At 70.0% G+C, this 15,333-nt stretch carries 14 protein-coding genes; 9 read left to right on the forward strand and 5 right to left on the reverse strand.

The genetic code is table 11. The features are described 5' to 3' along the window. Positions 1 to 32: 32 nt before the first annotated feature. The 4 genes from ABL843_RS07365 (at position 33) to ABL843_RS07380 (ending at position 3,998) form a co-directional block, all read left to right on the forward strand. On the forward strand, positions 33 to 920 hold the full coding sequence (locus ABL843_RS07365; protein ID WP_126023208.1) for a LysR family transcriptional regulator: 888 nt from the start codon (positions 33 to 35) through the stop codon (positions 918 to 920). A gap of 113 nt (positions 921 to 1,033) precedes the next feature. Further along, positions 1,034 to 2,188, forward strand: coding sequence for a mandelate racemase/muconate lactonizing enzyme family protein (locus ABL843_RS07370; RefSeq protein ID WP_418119442.1), 1,155 nt, complete (start codon positions 1,034 to 1,036; stop codon positions 2,186 to 2,188). Between the two features lie 71 nt (positions 2,189 to 2,259). Beyond that, positions 2,260 to 3,273, forward strand: coding sequence for a Bug family tripartite tricarboxylate transporter substrate binding protein (locus ABL843_RS07375; RefSeq protein WP_418119443.1), 1,014 nt, complete (start codon positions 2,260 to 2,262; stop codon positions 3,271 to 3,273). 2 nt (positions 3,274 to 3,275) lie between these two features. Next, positions 3,276 to 3,998 (forward strand): arylmalonate decarboxylase, encoded by a 723-nt coding sequence (locus tag ABL843_RS07380; RefSeq protein ID WP_418119444.1) that lies wholly within the window; start codon positions 3,276 to 3,278, stop codon positions 3,996 to 3,998. A gap of 6 nt (positions 3,999 to 4,004) precedes the next feature. On the opposite strand, the gene ABL843_RS07385 is transcribed toward ABL843_RS07380, so the two are convergent. From ABL843_RS07385 to ABL843_RS07395, 3 genes are all read right to left on the reverse strand, one after another. Then, positions 4,005 to 5,372, reverse strand: coding sequence for an MmgE/PrpD family protein (locus ABL843_RS07385; RefSeq protein ID WP_418119445.1), 1,368 nt, complete (start codon positions 5,370 to 5,372; stop codon positions 4,005 to 4,007). A 110-nt stretch (positions 5,373 to 5,482) separates the two neighbouring features. Next, positions 5,483 to 6,646: an acyl-CoA dehydrogenase family protein gene (locus ABL843_RS07390; protein ID WP_418119446.1), complete on the reverse strand. Its 1,164-nt coding sequence runs from the start codon at positions 6,644 to 6,646 to the stop codon at positions 5,483 to 5,485. Between the two features lie 10 nt (positions 6,647 to 6,656). Beyond that, complete coding sequence (locus ABL843_RS07395; protein WP_418119447.1) at positions 6,657 to 7,442, reverse strand: citryl-CoA lyase; 786 nt, start codon at positions 7,440 to 7,442, stop codon at positions 6,657 to 6,659. A 106-nt stretch (positions 7,443 to 7,548) separates the two neighbouring features. Between ABL843_RS07395 and ABL843_RS07400 the strand changes: the two genes are divergently transcribed. The 3 genes from ABL843_RS07400 to ABL843_RS07410 are packed head-to-tail and all read left to right on the forward strand — an operon-like array spanning position 7,549 to position 12,413. Then, positions 7,549 to 9,879, forward strand: coding sequence for an acyl-CoA dehydrogenase (locus ABL843_RS07400; RefSeq protein ID WP_418119448.1), 2,331 nt, complete (start codon positions 7,549 to 7,551; stop codon positions 9,877 to 9,879). 42 nt (positions 9,880 to 9,921) lie between these two features. Then, positions 9,922 to 10,908, forward strand: a complete 987-nt coding sequence (locus ABL843_RS07405) for a Bug family tripartite tricarboxylate transporter substrate binding protein (protein WP_418119449.1) — start codon at positions 9,922 to 9,924, stop codon at positions 10,906 to 10,908. Positions 10,909 to 10,910: 2 nt separating this feature from the next. Further along, positions 10,911 to 12,413 carry a class I adenylate-forming enzyme family protein gene (locus ABL843_RS07410; protein WP_418119450.1) on the forward strand — a complete coding sequence of 501 codons (1,503 nt, stop codon included), beginning with the start codon at positions 10,911 to 10,913 and terminating at the stop codon, positions 12,411 to 12,413. Between the two features lie 5 nt (positions 12,414 to 12,418). Here the strand turns inward: ABL843_RS07410 and ABL843_RS07415 are convergent, their stop codons facing one another. Continuing rightward, positions 12,419 to 12,835: a nuclear transport factor 2 family protein gene (locus ABL843_RS07415; protein ID WP_418119451.1), complete on the reverse strand. Its 417-nt coding sequence runs from the start codon at positions 12,833 to 12,835 to the stop codon at positions 12,419 to 12,421. 191 nt (positions 12,836 to 13,026) lie between these two features. Here ABL843_RS07415 and ABL843_RS07420 point away from each other — a divergent pair, with 191 nt between their 5' ends. Together ABL843_RS07420 and ABL843_RS07425 are read left to right on the forward strand one after the other, a co-directional pair. Then, a complete protein-coding gene (locus ABL843_RS07420; protein ID WP_126023219.1) occupies positions 13,027 to 13,206 on the forward strand; it encodes a DUF3606 domain-containing protein in 180 nt (59 codons plus the stop codon). 191 nt (positions 13,207 to 13,397) lie between these two features. Next, on the forward strand, positions 13,398 to 14,078 hold the full coding sequence (locus tag ABL843_RS07425) for a hypothetical protein (RefSeq protein ID WP_126023220.1): 681 nt from the start codon (positions 13,398 to 13,400) through the stop codon (positions 14,076 to 14,078). Here the strand turns inward: ABL843_RS07425 and ABL843_RS07430 are convergent. Next, positions 14,021 to 15,259, reverse strand: a complete 1,239-nt coding sequence (locus ABL843_RS07430) for a DNA topoisomerase IB (RefSeq protein WP_418119452.1) — start codon at positions 15,257 to 15,259, stop codon at positions 14,021 to 14,023. The genes ABL843_RS07425 and ABL843_RS07430 overlap by 58 nt on opposite strands. Between the last annotated feature and the right edge of the window lie 74 nt (positions 15,260 to 15,333).

Genomic DNA, 15,333 nt, shown 5'->3' on the forward strand with positions numbered 1-15,333 from the left:
GGCTCCTCGAAAAACCTGAACGACGGGGGCGCATGTCGGCCGACCTGAAGTCGCTGCGCCTGTTCGTGGCCGTGGCGGACCACGGCAGCATCAGCGAAGGCGCCAAGCGCTGCCACATCGCGCTGGCCGCGGCCAGCAAGCGCATCTCCGATCTCGAGGCCCGCGCACGGCTGCCGCTGCTGGTGCGCCATGCACGCGGCGTCACGCTCACCTCGGCGGGCCACGGGCTGCTGTTGCATGCGCGCGCCGTGCTCTCGGCCATGGACCGGCTGGGCGCGGAGCTCGACGACTTCCAGAACGGCGTGGCCGGCGTGGTCAGCATCACGGCCAACGCATCGACCATCGCGCAGTTCCTGCCGGCGCAGATCGGCTCCTTCCTGCGGCTGCACCCGGTGCTGAAGATCGACCTGCAGGAGCGCGCCAGCACCGAGGTGGTGAAGGCGGTGCAGGCGGGCCTGGCCGACATCGGCGTGATCGAGGGCAACACGCCCGCCGAAGGCCTCGAATGCCTGCCCTACCGCACCGACGAGCTGGCCGTGGTGGTGGCGCGCGACCATCCGCTCGCGCGGCGCAGGCGCATAGGCGTCGACGAGGTGCTGAGCCACGACCACATCGTGGTGCGCGAAGGCACCGCGCTGCACCGGGTGCTGCTGTCGGCGGCGCTGGAGGCCGGCGTGCCGCTGAAGGTGCGCATGCAGGTGGGCAGCTTCGACATGGTCTGCCGCATGGTGGAGCAGGGCGCGGGCATCGGCGTGCTGCCCTATGCGGCCATCCTGCCGCAGCTGCAGATACTGAAGCTGCGCTGCCTGAAGCTCGACGCGCCCTGGGCCAACAGGCGCCACCTGCTGTGCGTGCGCAGGCAGCAGGAGCTGACGGTGGCCGCGCGCTCGGTGCTGGAGCATCTCGGCCTGCCAGACTGAGGCACCGCATCCGTCGAGGCTTCGCGCCGCGCGAAGCCTCGCTCCCGCCAAAAACGAATTGTTCTCCGGCGGCGTGCGCGCAAAGATGCGCGCTCCAACAAAGGAGACAAGACTTGAAGATCGTTCGCGTCAGCGCCACGCCGCTGAACATTCCCGTCACCATCGACGTGGTCGGCATGAACAAGCAGACCTCGCTGTCGCTGTGCCTCACCGAGATCGAGACCGACACGGGCCTCGTCGGCCACGGCATGACGGCCATCACCGAGGAAGAAATCATCGCCGCCGCCGTGCGCGAGGTGGCGGGCCCCGCGCTGATCGGCGAAGACCCGATGGCCACCGAGCGCCTGTGGGAGAAGCTCTACTGGCTGCTCTCGCCGCGCGGCCAGACCGGCTATGCCAGTCACACGATTGCCGCGCTCGACATCGCGCTGTGGGACATCAAGGCGCGCGCGCTCGGCCAGCCGCTGTGGCGCCTGCTGGGCGGCGCACGCGCGAAGGTGCCGGTGTACGCCACATTCGGCTTCGGCTTCTTCGAGCGCGACCAGCTCGCCGCCGCCGCGAAGCTGTGGGTGTCGCAGGGCTTCCAGCGGCTGAAGATGACCGTGGGCAACCACGCGCTCGCGCGCCGCGACGAGCCGCGCCCGCTCGACGAAGTCATCGCGGAAGACGTGCGCCGCGTCGCCGCCGTGCGCGAGGCCGTGGGCCCCGACGTCAAGCTCTACGTCGACGCCAACTGCGGCCTCGACCTGTTCCACGCCACCGAGCTCGCGCACCGCATCGAGCCCTACGGCATCAGCTTCTTCGAGGAGCCGCTCACGCAGAACGATGTGCGCCAGATGGTCCAGCTGCGCTCGCGCACCCGCATCCCGCTGGCGTGCGGCCAGAACGAGGGCCTGGCCTTCCGCTTCCGCGACCTGCTGGTGAACCAGGCGGCCGACGTGCTGCAGCCCAACGTGACCATCTCGGGCGGCTACTCGCAGGTGCTGAAGATCGCGGGCATGGCGCAGGCCTTCAACGTGCCCATCGACAACGGCGGTGCCTGGCCCTTCCACAACATGCACCTGCACGCGGGTGTGTCGAACGGCGGCCTCGTCGAGTACCACTACGTGGCGGTGCAGATGCTCAAGCAGATCTTCGATGGCCTGCCTGTGCCCGACCAGGGCTGGCTCACGCTGCCCGAGACGCCGGGCCTGGGCTTCGCGCCCAACGCCGAGCGCGTGCGCGAGCTGGCGAAGCTGCCGACCTCGCACGGCAAGGGCAAGGCCTGAGCCACACTTTCTTCCCAAACGACCGGGCCGCGACAGACGGCCGGCGTCCGACCAAAGACAACGGAGACATGATGAAAGCCAGACAAGCGATTCGACCACCCGCGCGCCGCCATGCATTGCGCGCGATGGCCGCCCTCGGACTCATGAGCGCCCTTGCGACGCCCGCGGCCTGGGCCCAGGCCCAGAAGTACCCCGACAAGCCCATCCGCCTCATCGTCGGCTATTCGGCCGGCGGTGGCGTCGACGCGGTGGCGCGCCTGCTCGGCACGCGGCTGTCGAACGTGCTGGGCCAGCAGGTGCTGGTGGAGAACCGCACCGGCGCCACCGGCCTCATCGCCGCCGACTTCGTCGCCAAGGCGCCGCCCGACGGCTACACGCTGATGATGGGCGACAGCGCCTTGCTCGCCGCCAAGCTGCTGCAGCCGAAGATCGCGCTGGACCCGCTCACCAGCTTCAAGCCGGTGGCCGGGGCCTTCATTTCGCCGCTGATGATCGTGGCCGGCAACGACTTTCCCGCGAAGACGCCGGCCGAGCTGGTGAAGGAGCTCAAGGCCAACGCCTCGCGCTACTCGTACGCCACTTCGGGCGTGGGCACGGTGCAGCACCTGGGCTTCGAGATGCTCAAGCAGGCCACCGGCAGCCCCGTGGTGCACGTGCCCTATCGCGGCGCCGCGCAGATCGTGCCCGACGTGATCGGTGGCCAGATTCCGATCGGCGTGGTGAGCGCCACCGCCGGCATGGCGCAGGCCAAGGCGGGCAAGCTGCGCGCGCTGGCGATGATGAACACCGCAAAGCTCGAGGGCGCCGAGAGCGTGCCGCCGCTGGCCGATGCCCTGCCGGGCTTCGACGTGGCGCCGCGCATCTTCGTGCTGGCGCCGGCCGGCACGCCCAACGACATCGTCGACAAGCTATCGGCTGCGGTGAAGTCGGTGCTCGACACGCCCGAGACCGGTGCCGCGGCTGCCGCGCAGGGCACGCTGCGCGCCTACGCCACGCCGGCCCAGCTCGGCAAGGACATGGCGGCGGAAACTTTGCGGTGGAAGAAGATCATCGCCGAGCAGCACATCGTGGCCGAGGGGAGCTGAGCATGGCGCAGCCTCATCTGGGCCTGATCGTGCCGCCGGCGGCGGGCGCGGTGCCGGTGGACGGGCCGCTGCTTTACGGCGAGCGCATCCGCTTCAGCGCGCGCGGGCTGGGCCTAGGAGAAATCTCCACGCGCGGCTATCTGGACGTCATCGACTCCGTGGTCGCGAAGGCCGTTGCGCTCAAGGAAGAGGGCGTTTCCGCGATCTCGCTCATGGGCACTTCGCTGAGCTTCTTCCGCGGCGCGGCCTTCAACCGCCAGCTCGAGATCGAGATGGCGCGCGCCACCGGCCTGCCCTGCACGACCATGAGCAATGCCATCGTCAACGGGCTGCGCCACCTGAAGGTGCGGCGCGTCGCGGTGGCCACGGCCTACATCGACGAGGTCAACGCGCAGCTGCGCGGCTATCTGCAGCAAAGCGACTTCGAGCCGCTGGCGCTCGAGGGCCTTTCCATCTCCGACGTGCAGGCCGTGGGCAAGGTGCCCACCAGGGCGCTGGTGGACCTGTGCGTGAAGGTGTTCGAGGCGCAGCCGGGCGCCGACGGCATCCTGATCTCCTGCGGCGGGCTGGTCACGCTCGACGCGGTGCGCGAGGTGGAGGAGCGCCTGCAGGTGCCGGTGGTGTCCAGCTCGCCCGCCGGCTTCTGGGACCTGGTGCGCACCGCGGGGCTCGATGCGCGTTCGCCGGGCTGCGGCCGGCTCTTCGCCTGGACCGCGCCGGCCTGATCCCCCTCAGGCCAGCCAGCGCCCCACGCGCGGCGTGTCGGCCAATTGCCAGATGCGCCGGCACAGCGCCTTGGCCTCGTCGGCCGTGGCGCCTTCGCCGTAGTGCGCGAGGCGCTGCATCTTGTCCTCGATCTCGGCGCGGCTCAGGCTGTTGCCGGGGTCGCCCTTGGGCTCGTCCACGCGGCCCTGCAGCGTGCGCCCGTCGGCGGTCTGCACGCTGACCTTGCCGATCCAGCGCGCGGGGTAGGCGGTGTCGACCTCATCGTCGAGCTGCATCGTTACCTTCTCGCGGAAGGCCGAGACCTCGGGCGCGAGGAAGTCGCGGTCGAACTCGCCCAGGCCCGCTCGGCCGTGCACCGCGATCAGGCCCAGCACCGTGCCCATCGAGAACTTGCCCTGGTGCACCGTGGCGGGCACGTCCACGCGGCCCAGCACGTCGATGGCGCCCTGGTGCACGTGCGTGGTCACGCGCGACACGTCGGCGGGCTTCAGCTTGTTCTGCGTCATCACCTGCAGCAGCGCGTCGGCGGCGGGGTGGGTGTGGCGGCAGGAGGCGTGGTACTTGAAGGAGGTCTCGGCCAGCGTCCAGCGCGTGCCCAGGCCGTCGGTGAGCCTCGCCGGGTCGGCGTCGCTGGACATGCCCACGCCGAGCCCCTGCGCGCCTTCGAGGATCTTCGCGGCGCCGGTGAAGCCGTCCTGCGCGAGGTAGGCAGACATCAGGCCGCTGGCCGCTGCGTGCGCGCAATGCAGCTGCTTCGAGTCGGCCGCGTCGCGCAAAAATTCCCACACACCGGCCGACTGCGTGCCGGCCGAGCCGAAGGCGTGCAGCATCTGCTGCGGCGTGAGTTCCAGTAGCCGGCCCACGGCTGCTGCGGCCGCGAGCGTGCCCGCCGTCGCGGTCGTGTGGAAGGTCTTGTAGTGCGAGCGGCCGAGGAATTCGCCGACCCGGATTCCGACTTCATAGCCCGCGACCACCGCCGTGAGCAGCTGCGCGCCGCTCGCGCCGATGCTCTGCGCCACGGCCAGCGCGGGCGCGATGACGACTGCGGCCGGGTGGAAGACGGAGCCGTTGTGCACGTCGTCCTGCTCCACGAAATGCGAGGCCGCCGCGTTGACCAGCGCCGCGAATACCGGCGAGGTCGTGCGGCGCGAGGTCAGCAGCTCGCTGGGCCCGTCGGCGGGGCCCATCATCTGCGCGAAGCGCTCGATGCTGCGCACCGGCCGCGCCGTGCGCGCGGCGAGCACGGAGCCCAGCCAGTCGAGCATCAGGTCCTCGGTGCGGCGCAGCACGGGGGCGGGGATGGCGTCGAACTTCAGTTCGGCGGCGAAGGTGGCGAGCACCTTGCTCGGATGATCGCCAGCGGTGGATGTCATGAATGATCCTTTCGTGGAATGCCGCGGAACCGGCTTTGCCGGGCCGCAGGCGTTGCCCCCTGCAAGGGGGTTGGCGAAGCGACACGAAGTGCGCGCAGCCTGGGGGTTGGTCAAAAGGAACGGGGAAGGCCGAGCATGTGCTCCGCCACGTAGCTCAGGATCAGGTTCGTCGAGATCGGCGCCACCTGGTAGAGCCGTGTCTCCCTGAACTTGCGCTCGATGTCGTATTCGCAGGCGAAGCCGAAGCCGCCGTGGAACTGCAGGCAGGCGTTGGCCGCCTCCCAGCTCGCCTTGGCCGCAAGGTATTTCGCCATGTTGGCCTGCGCGCCGCAGGGCTGGTGCGCGTCGAAGAGGCGGCACGCTTCGTAGCGCATGAGGTTCGCTGCCTCCACCTCGATGAACGACTCGGCGATGGGGAACTGCACGCCCTGGTTCTGCCCGATCGGCCGACCGAACACCACGCGCTCCTTCGTGTACTTCGTGACCCGGTCGATGAACCAGTAGCCGTCGCCGATGCACTCGGCTGCGATCAGCGTGCGCTCTGCGTTCAGCCCGTCGAGGATGTACTTGAAGCCCTGGCCTTCCTCGCCGATCAGGTTCTCGGCCGGGATCTCCAGGTTCTCGAAGAACAGCTCGTTGGTCTCGTGGTTGACCATGTTCAGGATGGGCCGCACCTCCAGCCCCTTGCCGATGGCCTCGCGCAGGTCGACGATGAAGATCGACATGCCCTCCGACTTCTTCTTCACATCCGGCAGCGGCGTGGTGCGCGCCAGCAGGATCATCAGGTCGGAGTGCTGGATGCGCGAGATCCATACCTTCTGGCCGTTGACGACGTAGCGGTCGCCCTTCTTCACGGCGGTGGTCTTGATCTTCGTCGTGTCGGTGCCGGTGGTGGGCTCGGTCACGCCCATGGACTGCAGGCGCAGTTCGCCGTTGGCGATCTTCGGCAGGTAGGCGCGCTTCTGCGCCTCGCTGCCGTGGCGCAGCAGCGTGCCCATGTTGTACATCTGGCCATGGCAGGCGCCGGAGTTGCCGCCGCAGCGGTTGATTTCTTCCATGATCACCGAGGCCTCGGTCAGGCCCAGGCCCGAGCCGCCGTACTCCTGCGGAATCAGCGCGGCCATCCAGCCGGCCCTGGTGAGCGCGTCGACGAAGTCGGCGGGGTAGCCGCGCGCCTCGTCGACCTTGCGGAAGTAGGCGTCGGGAAACTGCGCGCACAGGTCGCGCACCGCATCGCGGATGTCGGGAAAGTTCTTGTCGTTGGCGTTGTTCATCGATTTCTGCTCAATCCTGGCGGGGGCCGCCCGCTTCCTTCTCCACGCGCTGCCAGATCTCGATGGCCATCGGGTCGTCGATCTCTTCCAGGATGTGGCCCACGAGGCCGATGGCGCGCGCCATCACGCCGAACCCGCGGATGATCTTCCAGGGAAAGCCGAACTCGGCCGCGATCGCGCCGATGGCACCTGTCGCGTTGATCGGCAGCGACTTGCCCGAGACGCGCTCGGCCTCTTCCTGCACGGCCTGCATCAGCGCGACGTAGTGCGTGGAAAGCCCGTTCTCCGCCGCGATCTGGAAGAGCCGCGGCGTGCGCGGGTCGACGGGCTTGTGCAGCGGGTGGCCCAGCCCCGGCACGATCAGCTTGCGCGCGCGGTGGTCGGCCACGATGTCCTTCGCCATGTCGGCCAGCGGGCGCGAGGGCTTCTCGCCGAAGGGGATCGCCTCGTAGAGCATCTTCGCGGCGCCTTCGGTGCTGCCGACGAATACCGTGCCCAGCCCGCACAGGCCCGCCGCCACGGCCGCCTGCAGCGCCTCGGGCGCGCCCGCGTAGGTGAGGCGGGCAGCCAGCGCGCTGGGTGTGACGCCGTGCTCCACCAGCGTGACGACGATGGCGTTGAAGGTCACCGACTCCTGCGGCGTGGGAATGCGCCCCGTCAGCTCCAGGAAGGCCATGTCGCCCAGGTTGAGGTGGCCGAGGATCTCCGAGGGCAGGTCGCGTCCGCGCACGGTGATCCTGTCGGGCGTGCTGTGGCCCAGTTCCGTGTGCAGGGATTTCTTGATCTTGGTGGTCATGGGCCGAATCTAGCCCGCACGCGCGCGCAGCGGCTCTCTGATTGCGAAACCCTCCCTTCGGCAAATGCAAATGCCGTTTTGCGGGGCCTTCTGTCACGCTGCGGCGATGGATCTGGAATCACTTGCCGCAGTGCGCGAATCGGCGCTGGACTATTTCAATCGCAGTCATGCCCTGCAGCGCCGGCGCAAGCGCATGGAGCGCCCCGGCGGCGATGAGGCCGACGAGGCCGAGGGCTGGCAGGACATCGCCGCGCTCGGCTGGACCGGCATGCTGGCACCCGAATCGGCCGGAGGGCTGGCGCTGGGCCTCGATGGCGCGGCCGAGATCTTCAGCGCGGCCGGCGAGCATGCGGCACCCGAGCCGCTTTTGGCCGTGGCCGGCCTTGGCGCGCTGCTGCTGGCGCGGCTGGACACGCCCGGTGCGAACGCGCTGCTCGCCGAACTGGTCGGGGGGCGCAGCCTGCCCGCACTCGCGTGGCAGGAGAGCGCGGGCGACCTGAGCGCGGTGCCGCTGGCCTGCGGCTGCGAGCGCCGCCCTGGCGGCGGCGTGCTGCTGCAGGGCGAGAAGCTCATGGTGCTGCCCGGCGCGGCCGCCAGCGGCTGGCTGGTGTCGGCGCGCGGCGACGACGACGCCGTGCTGCTGTGGGTGCCGCGCGGAACCGCCGGCGTCAGCGAAACACCCGTGCCGCTGATCGACGGCAGCCAGGCCTCGAACCTGCGCTTCGAGCAGGTCGCGCTGCCGGCCGGTGCGGTGCTGGCCGAGGGGCCGGCCGCGCAGGAGGCGCTGCGCCATGCGCTTGCGGCGGGCCAGATATTGCAGTCGGCCGAGCTGCTGGGCGCGGGGCAGGCCATGCTCGCGCAGACCCTGGCCTACCTGCGCACGCGCTCGCAGTTCGGCAAGCCCATCGGCAGCTTCCAGGCGCTGCAGCATCGCTGCGTCGACATGTTCATCCACCTCGAAGTGGCGAAGGCCACGCTGGACGAGGTGCTCGGACTGGCCGCGCAGGGCCTGCCGGCGCAGCGGCTGGAGGCCGAGGCCAGCCGTGCCAACGCGCGCTGCACCGCCGCCGCGCTGCAGGCTTCGCGCGCGTCGGTGCAGCTGCATGGCGCCATCGGCTACACGCAGGAGTGCGACCTGAGCCTGTTCTACAAGCGCGTGCTGTGCCTCTCGGCATGGCTGGGCAACGCGAGCGCGCATCAGCGCAGGCATGCCGTGCTGTCGGGCGATGCAGAGGTCGCACCGGGCGTGGCCGAGTGGAGCGGCGAGTTCCCGCGCACCGCCGACTGGTCTTCGATGCCCGAGACCGACTTCCGCCGCATGGTGCGCGCCTTCCTGCAGCAGCGCTATCCGCAGCAGCTGCGCTACCTCTCGCACCGCGCACGCTGGAGCGAGATGCGCGAGTGGTATCTCACGCTCTCGGCCCAGGGATGGATCGCGCCCGCATGGCCTCGGTCGCACGGCGGCATGGGCCTGCCTGCAGACAAGCTCATCGCGTGGATCGAGGAGCTGGAGCAGTACGGCGTGGCGCGCGCGCCCGACCAGGGCATCGTGATGATCGGGCCGCTCCTGATCCAGCACGGCACTCAGGAACAGCAGCAGCGCTTCCTGCCGCGCATCCTCAGCGGCGAGCATGTGTGGTGCCAGGGCTATTCGGAGCCCAACGCCGGCTCCGACCTCGCTGGCCTGCGCACCGAGGCGATGCCGGCGCGCGACGCGCAGGGCGAGCATTTCGTGGTCAACGGACAGAAGATCTGGACCACGCTCGCGCAGGACGCCAACCACATCTTCATGCTGGTGCGCACCGACAAGGACGCGCGCAAGCAGGAGGGCATCAGCTTCCTGCTGTGCGACCTGCGCACGCCGGGCATCACCATCCGTCCGATCCACACACTGGCCGGCGAGCCGGAGTTCTGCGAAGTGTTCTTCGACAACGTGCGCGTGCCGGCCGAGAACCTCGTGGGCAAGCTGCACGGCGGCTGGACGATCGCGAAGGCGCTGCTGGGTTTCGAGCGCATCTTCCTCGGCAGCCCCAAGCAGTCGCAGTACGCGCTGGGGCAGCTTGCGCGGCTGGCGCAGGCGCGGCGGCTGTTTGCCGACCCGGTGTTCGCACAGCGCTTCGCGGCGCTGCGGCTCGACGTGCTCGACCTCTCGGCCGCCTACACCGGCTTCGCGAACATCGTGCGCGCGGGCAGGCCGCTGCCGGCTTCGGTGTCGCTGCTGAAGATCTGGGCGAGCGAGACCTACCACCGCATCGGCGCGCTGCTGGTCGAGGCGGGCGAGGAGCAGGGGGCCGTGGCCGGCGACCAGGTGCTCGACGGCCAGACCTTCAACGTGCTCTCGCCGCTCATCGGCTCCACCGCCGCAATGATCTACGGGGGCACGAACGAGATACAGCGCAACATCCTCGCGCGGCAGGTGCTCGACCTGCCCGCCTGAGCGACGCGGCGCCGAAGAAATACACAAAAGGAGACAACGCTCATGACTTCCATCGACCTATCGCGCCGCCACATCTTGTCAGCGCTGGCGGGCAGCGCGGCGCTGGCCGCATTGCCTTCGCGCGTGTTCGCGCAGCAGCCATTGCCATCGCTCGTCAAGCTGGTGGTCGGCTATTCGGCCGGCGGCCCGGTGGACGGCGCGGCACGCCTGCTGGCGCCCGCGCTGAGCCAGGAGCTGGGCACGCAGGTGATCGTGGACAACCGCCCCGGCGCCAGCGGCTCGCTGGGCGGCGACGCGGTGGCCAAGGCCGCGCCCGATGGCGCCACGCTCTTCTTCGGCGCGAGTCCGACCATCACCATCAACCCCAACGTGCAGCGCCACATGGCCTTCGACCCGATGAAGGACCTCGCCCCCATCGCGCCGCTGGTGGACTACACCAACGTGCTGGTCATCAACAACGATGTGCCGGTGCGCAGCGTGGCCGAGCTGCTGGCCTATGCGAAGGCGCGGCCGGGCAAGGTGTTCTACGGCTCGGCGGGCGTGGGCGCCTCCAACCACCTCAGCGGCGCGCTGCTGGAGAAGATGGCCGGCGTGCAGCTCACGCACGTGCCCTACAAGGGCAGCGCACCGGCACTCGCCGATGTGATGGCAGGCACCGTGACCATGATGTTCGACATCATCGCCACCTCCAAGCCCTTCATCCAGTCGGGCAAGGTGCGCGCGCTGGCCGTCACCTCGCGCCAGCGCAACCGCATGCTGCCGGATGTGCCGACGATGGTCGAGTCGGGCGTGGCCGGCTACGACGTGGGCGGCTGGTTCGGCTTGTACGGGCCGGCGCGCATGGAGCCGGCGCTGGTCGCGCGCATGAACGCCGCCGCGCGCAGGATGCTGGCGCGCGAGGACATCGCGAACCGTCTGCGCGAGCAGGGCTACGACGTCTGGTCGGGCGCACCCGAGGTGCTGGCGACCAAGGGCAAGGCCGACCGGCAGCTGTGGGCGACGGCGTCCAAGGGCATCGAGGCCGAGTGAGCATGCAGAGAATCCACCATCTGCTCGAAGAGCGCGCGGCGCGCACGCCCGACGCGGTGTTTCTCCATGAGCCCGGCGGCACGACGACCTATGCGCAGCTGCAGTCCATGGCCGGCGCCGCCACGCAGGACCTGCTGGACGCCGGCGTACGGTCGACCGACCGCGTGCTGCTGGTGGCGGAGAACTGCGCCGCGCACATCGCGCTCATCATGGCCTGCAGCCGCGTGGGCGCGTGGTCGTGCGGCGTGAATGCTCGCATGTCGCCGGGCGAGATCGCGGCCATCGCCGAGCGTGCCGACGCGCGCCTGTGCTGCTACACGACCGTCGCATCCGAAGCCGCCGCAAGGCACGCGCACGGCGCCGGTGCGAGGCAGACTTCGCTGGAGGGCGTGATGCGCTCGGCCACCCGCGAAGACGCGCGCACCGAACCCGACCCGGCGCTGGCCGACACGGCCGCCATCATCTTCACCTCCGGCACCTCGGGCACGCCCAAGGGCGTGATGGTGTCGCACCGCGGCCTGCTGCACTTCGGGCGCGTGTCGGCGCGGATTCGCGCGCTGGAAGGGCGCGACCGCGTCTACGCCTTCCTGCCGATGACGCACATCTTCGGCATCGGCACGGTGCTGATGGCCGCGCTCACCGGGGGCGCGTCGCTGGTGCTGCGCGGCAGCTTCTCGCCGGCCGACGTGCTGCGGGCGCTGGCGCAGGAGCAGGTGTCGAACCTGCTCGGCCCGCCGACGATGTATGCGCGGCTGCTCGCGCACATCGAGGCCGAGCATGCGGTGCCGCGCTTTCCGCACCTGCGCTACGTCTACACAGGCTCGGCGCCGCTCGATCCTGCGCTCAAGCAGCGCGTGGAGCGGCTCTTCGGGCAACCGCTGCACTACGGCTACGGGCTGTCGGAGTACGCGGGCTCGGTGTTTCTCACGCGCACCGAGGCTCCGCGCAGCGATACCTCCGCCGGGCATGCGGTGGAAGGCGGCGAGGCGCGTATCGTCGGCCCCGAAGGCAACGACGTGGCCCAGGGCGACACCGGCGAGATCTGGCTGCGCGGCCCCGGCCTCATGCTCGGCTACTTCCGCGACGCGGCCGCCACCGCGCAGGTGATGCGCCCCGGCGGCTGGTACGCCACCGGCGACCTGGGGCGCTTCGGCGAGGACGGCGCGCTCTTCGTGGTCGGGCGGCTGAAGGAAATGATCATCCGATCGGGCTTCAACGTGTACCCGGCGGAGATCGAGGCGGTCATCGGCCGCTTCGAGGGCGTGCACCTGTGCGCGGTCATCGGCGTGCCCGAGGCCGACGGCAACGAGCAGGTGGTCGCCTTCATCGAGCCGAAGCCGGGCGCGGCGCTCGACGAGGCGGCGCTGCGCGCGCACCTGGCCGAAAACCTGTCGCCCTACAAGCGCCCCGCGCGCATCGAGCTGATCGACGCGATGCCGACCACGGCCAACGGCAAGCTGCTCAAGCGAGAGCTGCGGGCGCGCTGCGTGCCGGCCGCCGGCTGACCCGCTCAGCCGAAGATCGCCGCGTGGCCCTTGCGCGTGTCCATGTACTCGCGCATGCGGGCGATGCGGCCTTCGCGCAGCTCGAAGACGAAGCAGTAGTCGTTGTCGTAGGGCTTGCCGCCGGCCAGCGTGGCCTGCATGCGCTCCTCGAGGATCACGGTGTCGCCATCGCACCAGAGGTGCGAGAAGCTCACGGCCACGTCGGCGACGAAGAGCCTCGGAAAGTCGTCGGCCAGGAAACGCGCGATGGCGGCCGGTCCGATCATGTGGTCGGGCACGCCGAGCGCCACCGCGGTCGCGTTGCCCCGGGGCGCGAGCCATTCGGCGTCTTCGGTGAAGACAGCCTCGATGCGCTGCCGGTCGCGGCTCGCGAAGGCTTTCCATGCGTCGGCGACGGCTTGCTTGTTCTGTTCGGATGTCATTTCGTGCGCAGCGGCAGTTGGTGTGGCCCGAAGCTAAGGGCAGGCACGGGCGGCGGCGCGCCGCTTCCGGACATCTCCAACCGGGCCGCCTCGGATTTTTCCTGCAAGCGGGTGCGCCGCCGTCCGCCAGAAGGAGCCGCGCGGGCGTCTCAAGGTGAAGCCTTCTGCAAAGCAAACACAGGAAACACACCATGGCCGATGACCTGACAAAGCGCGGACCGCAGGATGCCGCCCGCATCAACGTGAACGAGGCGCACGAGGTGCGCTACTGGACCCAGACGCTGGGCGTGACCGAGGCACAGCTGCGCTCGGCCATCGCGGCGGCGGGCGTCGAGGTGAAGGACGTGCGCGCCTACCTCGGCAAGCCCTGAGCCCGAGCCCTGAACTCCGCGAAAAGGCGCGGCTGCAGCCAATGGCCGCCCTGTGAGGGGCGCAATCACGGTAGGCACCCTCCTACACCTGTGGGCGGGCGTGTACTTCATACTTGTTACCAGATCGTTTCTGGAGGCAAGCTGCTCTTGATCCTGCCGATGTTGAACCCGAATCCCGTGGCGGCTGCGCGATGAAATCCTCACCAAGTGCGCGCAGCTGGATTGCCGCCGGCGTGCGCCACGAACTTCTCACCCGCGCACTGCCGGCCCTGCGGCACGACATGGCAGCCCCGGTCTCGGTGATCCGCATGGCGCTGCTGATGCTCAAGCGGCAGATCGGCGCCCCCACCGTCGACGCCGCGGCCTGCGAGGAGCGGGTGGGGCTGATCGACAACCAGGTCTCCGAACTGGTGGAGGCGATCCGCTCGCTGCGCGACTGGGAGCTGGCCACCGTCGACGACGGCATCACCCGCAGCGCGCTGGTGTCCCAGTGCGTGACGCTGATGCGCTCGGCCTTCGACCTGCACGGCGTGGCGCTCGAAACCGACGAGTCGCTGACCCCTTCGGACGACGAGCACCGCTGGCCCGCCGCGGCGGCCCTGCGCTACCTGTTCCTTGGCGCGATGGGCTACCTGCATGACGGCGCGGACGAGGCGGGCACCATCCGCATCGAGGCCGATGGCGCCAATGCGCTGCGGCTCACGGCGCTGCCGCGCGAGCCGGGTGCCACAGAGGCCGTGCTCGACGCGCACCGCGCGCCGCGCGCGCTGGCCATCGATGCCGTGGCGCTGCAGAACCTCGCGGAAGACCTGGGCTATGCGGTGGCGCTCGATGCCGCCAGCGTGCGCCTGGTGCTCGCCACGCGGACCTGAGTTTTCCCGCTCTTTCTTCCGGCGGCTGCGGCGGTGCGCCGTTGCTCGCGCCGGTGCGCCTTCAGGAACGACAACAGCCGGCGCTCCGCCACGTAGAGCCCGCGCGAGGGCCTCGCCTTGTTGCTACCGCCGATCTTCTCGAACAGCGCGGCGGTGGCCTCGTCGCCGTCCGACAGGGCACTGCCCAGGGCCAGCACCGCCGGGTGCACGTAGGCCTTCTTGCACACGGCGGGCGTGTTGCCCAGCTGCTTGGCCACGGCGCCCAGGATGTCCCTGGCGCTGTAGCGGCTGCCGTCGGCGGCGGTACGGCCGGGCTCGCAGGCCAGTCGGGTGAGTTCCAGTGCCTGCACCGTGCCGTGCCAGGTGCGGAAGTCCTTCGCGGTGAAGCGCTCGCCGCCGGCGGCCTCGGCCAGGTAGTCGTTCACGTCGGTGGAGGAGACGCCGCGCAGTTCTCCTTCTTCGCCGTTGCCTTCGTCGCCGGCGTCGACGTACTGGAAGAGCGCCTGCCCAGGCAGTTGCTGGCATTGCCGCACCACCTTCGCCACGCGCGGATCGTCCAGCTGGGCCTCATGCATCACGCCGCTCTTGCCGCGAAAGCGCAGCCTGAGAGCCTGCCCCTTCACCGCCGCGTGCCGGGTGCGCAGCGTGGTGAGTCCGAAGGAGCCGTTGCTGCTCGCGTATTCCTCGTTGCCCACGCGCAGCAGCGTGGTGTCGAGCAGGCGCACCAGCGCCGCGAGCACCTGCGCGCGGCCGGGCGCCTTGCGGCCCGGGGGCAGCCGCAGGTCGCGCGCCACGCGGGCGCGGATGCCCGGCAGCGCGAGCGCGAAGGCTTCGAGCCGTTCGAACTTGGTCTCGTCCTGCATCGAACGCCAGTCGGCGTGGTAGCGGTACTGTTTGCGTCCCCGCGCGTCGATGCCGGTGGCCTGCAGGTGGCCGTTGGGCAGGGGGCAGATCCACACCTGGGTGTAGGCCGGCGGAATGGCCAGCATCCGGATGCGCGAGAGTTCGTCCGTATCGCGCACCCACCTGCCGCGGGCGTCGCGGTAGCGGAAGCGGTCGCCGTGCTTCAGGCGGCGGATGCCGGGCATGTCGGGGTTCACGTAGACCAGGCCGTTGGCGATGGGCGTCGGCTTCGACGCAGGCTTGGGATTCGATGGCGAAGAAGAGGATGAGGCCGGCATGGGGCTTGCGTGGTGGCGGTACACCGAGCTTTTGCCAGCACCGACAATCGCCGGGTGTAGGACGCCGCAGGCGC

Origin of the sequence: Variovorax sp. 350MFTsu5.1 (genome assembly GCF_048302515.1) — a bacterium.
Classification (GTDB): Bacteria; Pseudomonadota; Gammaproteobacteria; order Burkholderiales; family Burkholderiaceae_C; genus Variovorax; species Variovorax guangxiensis.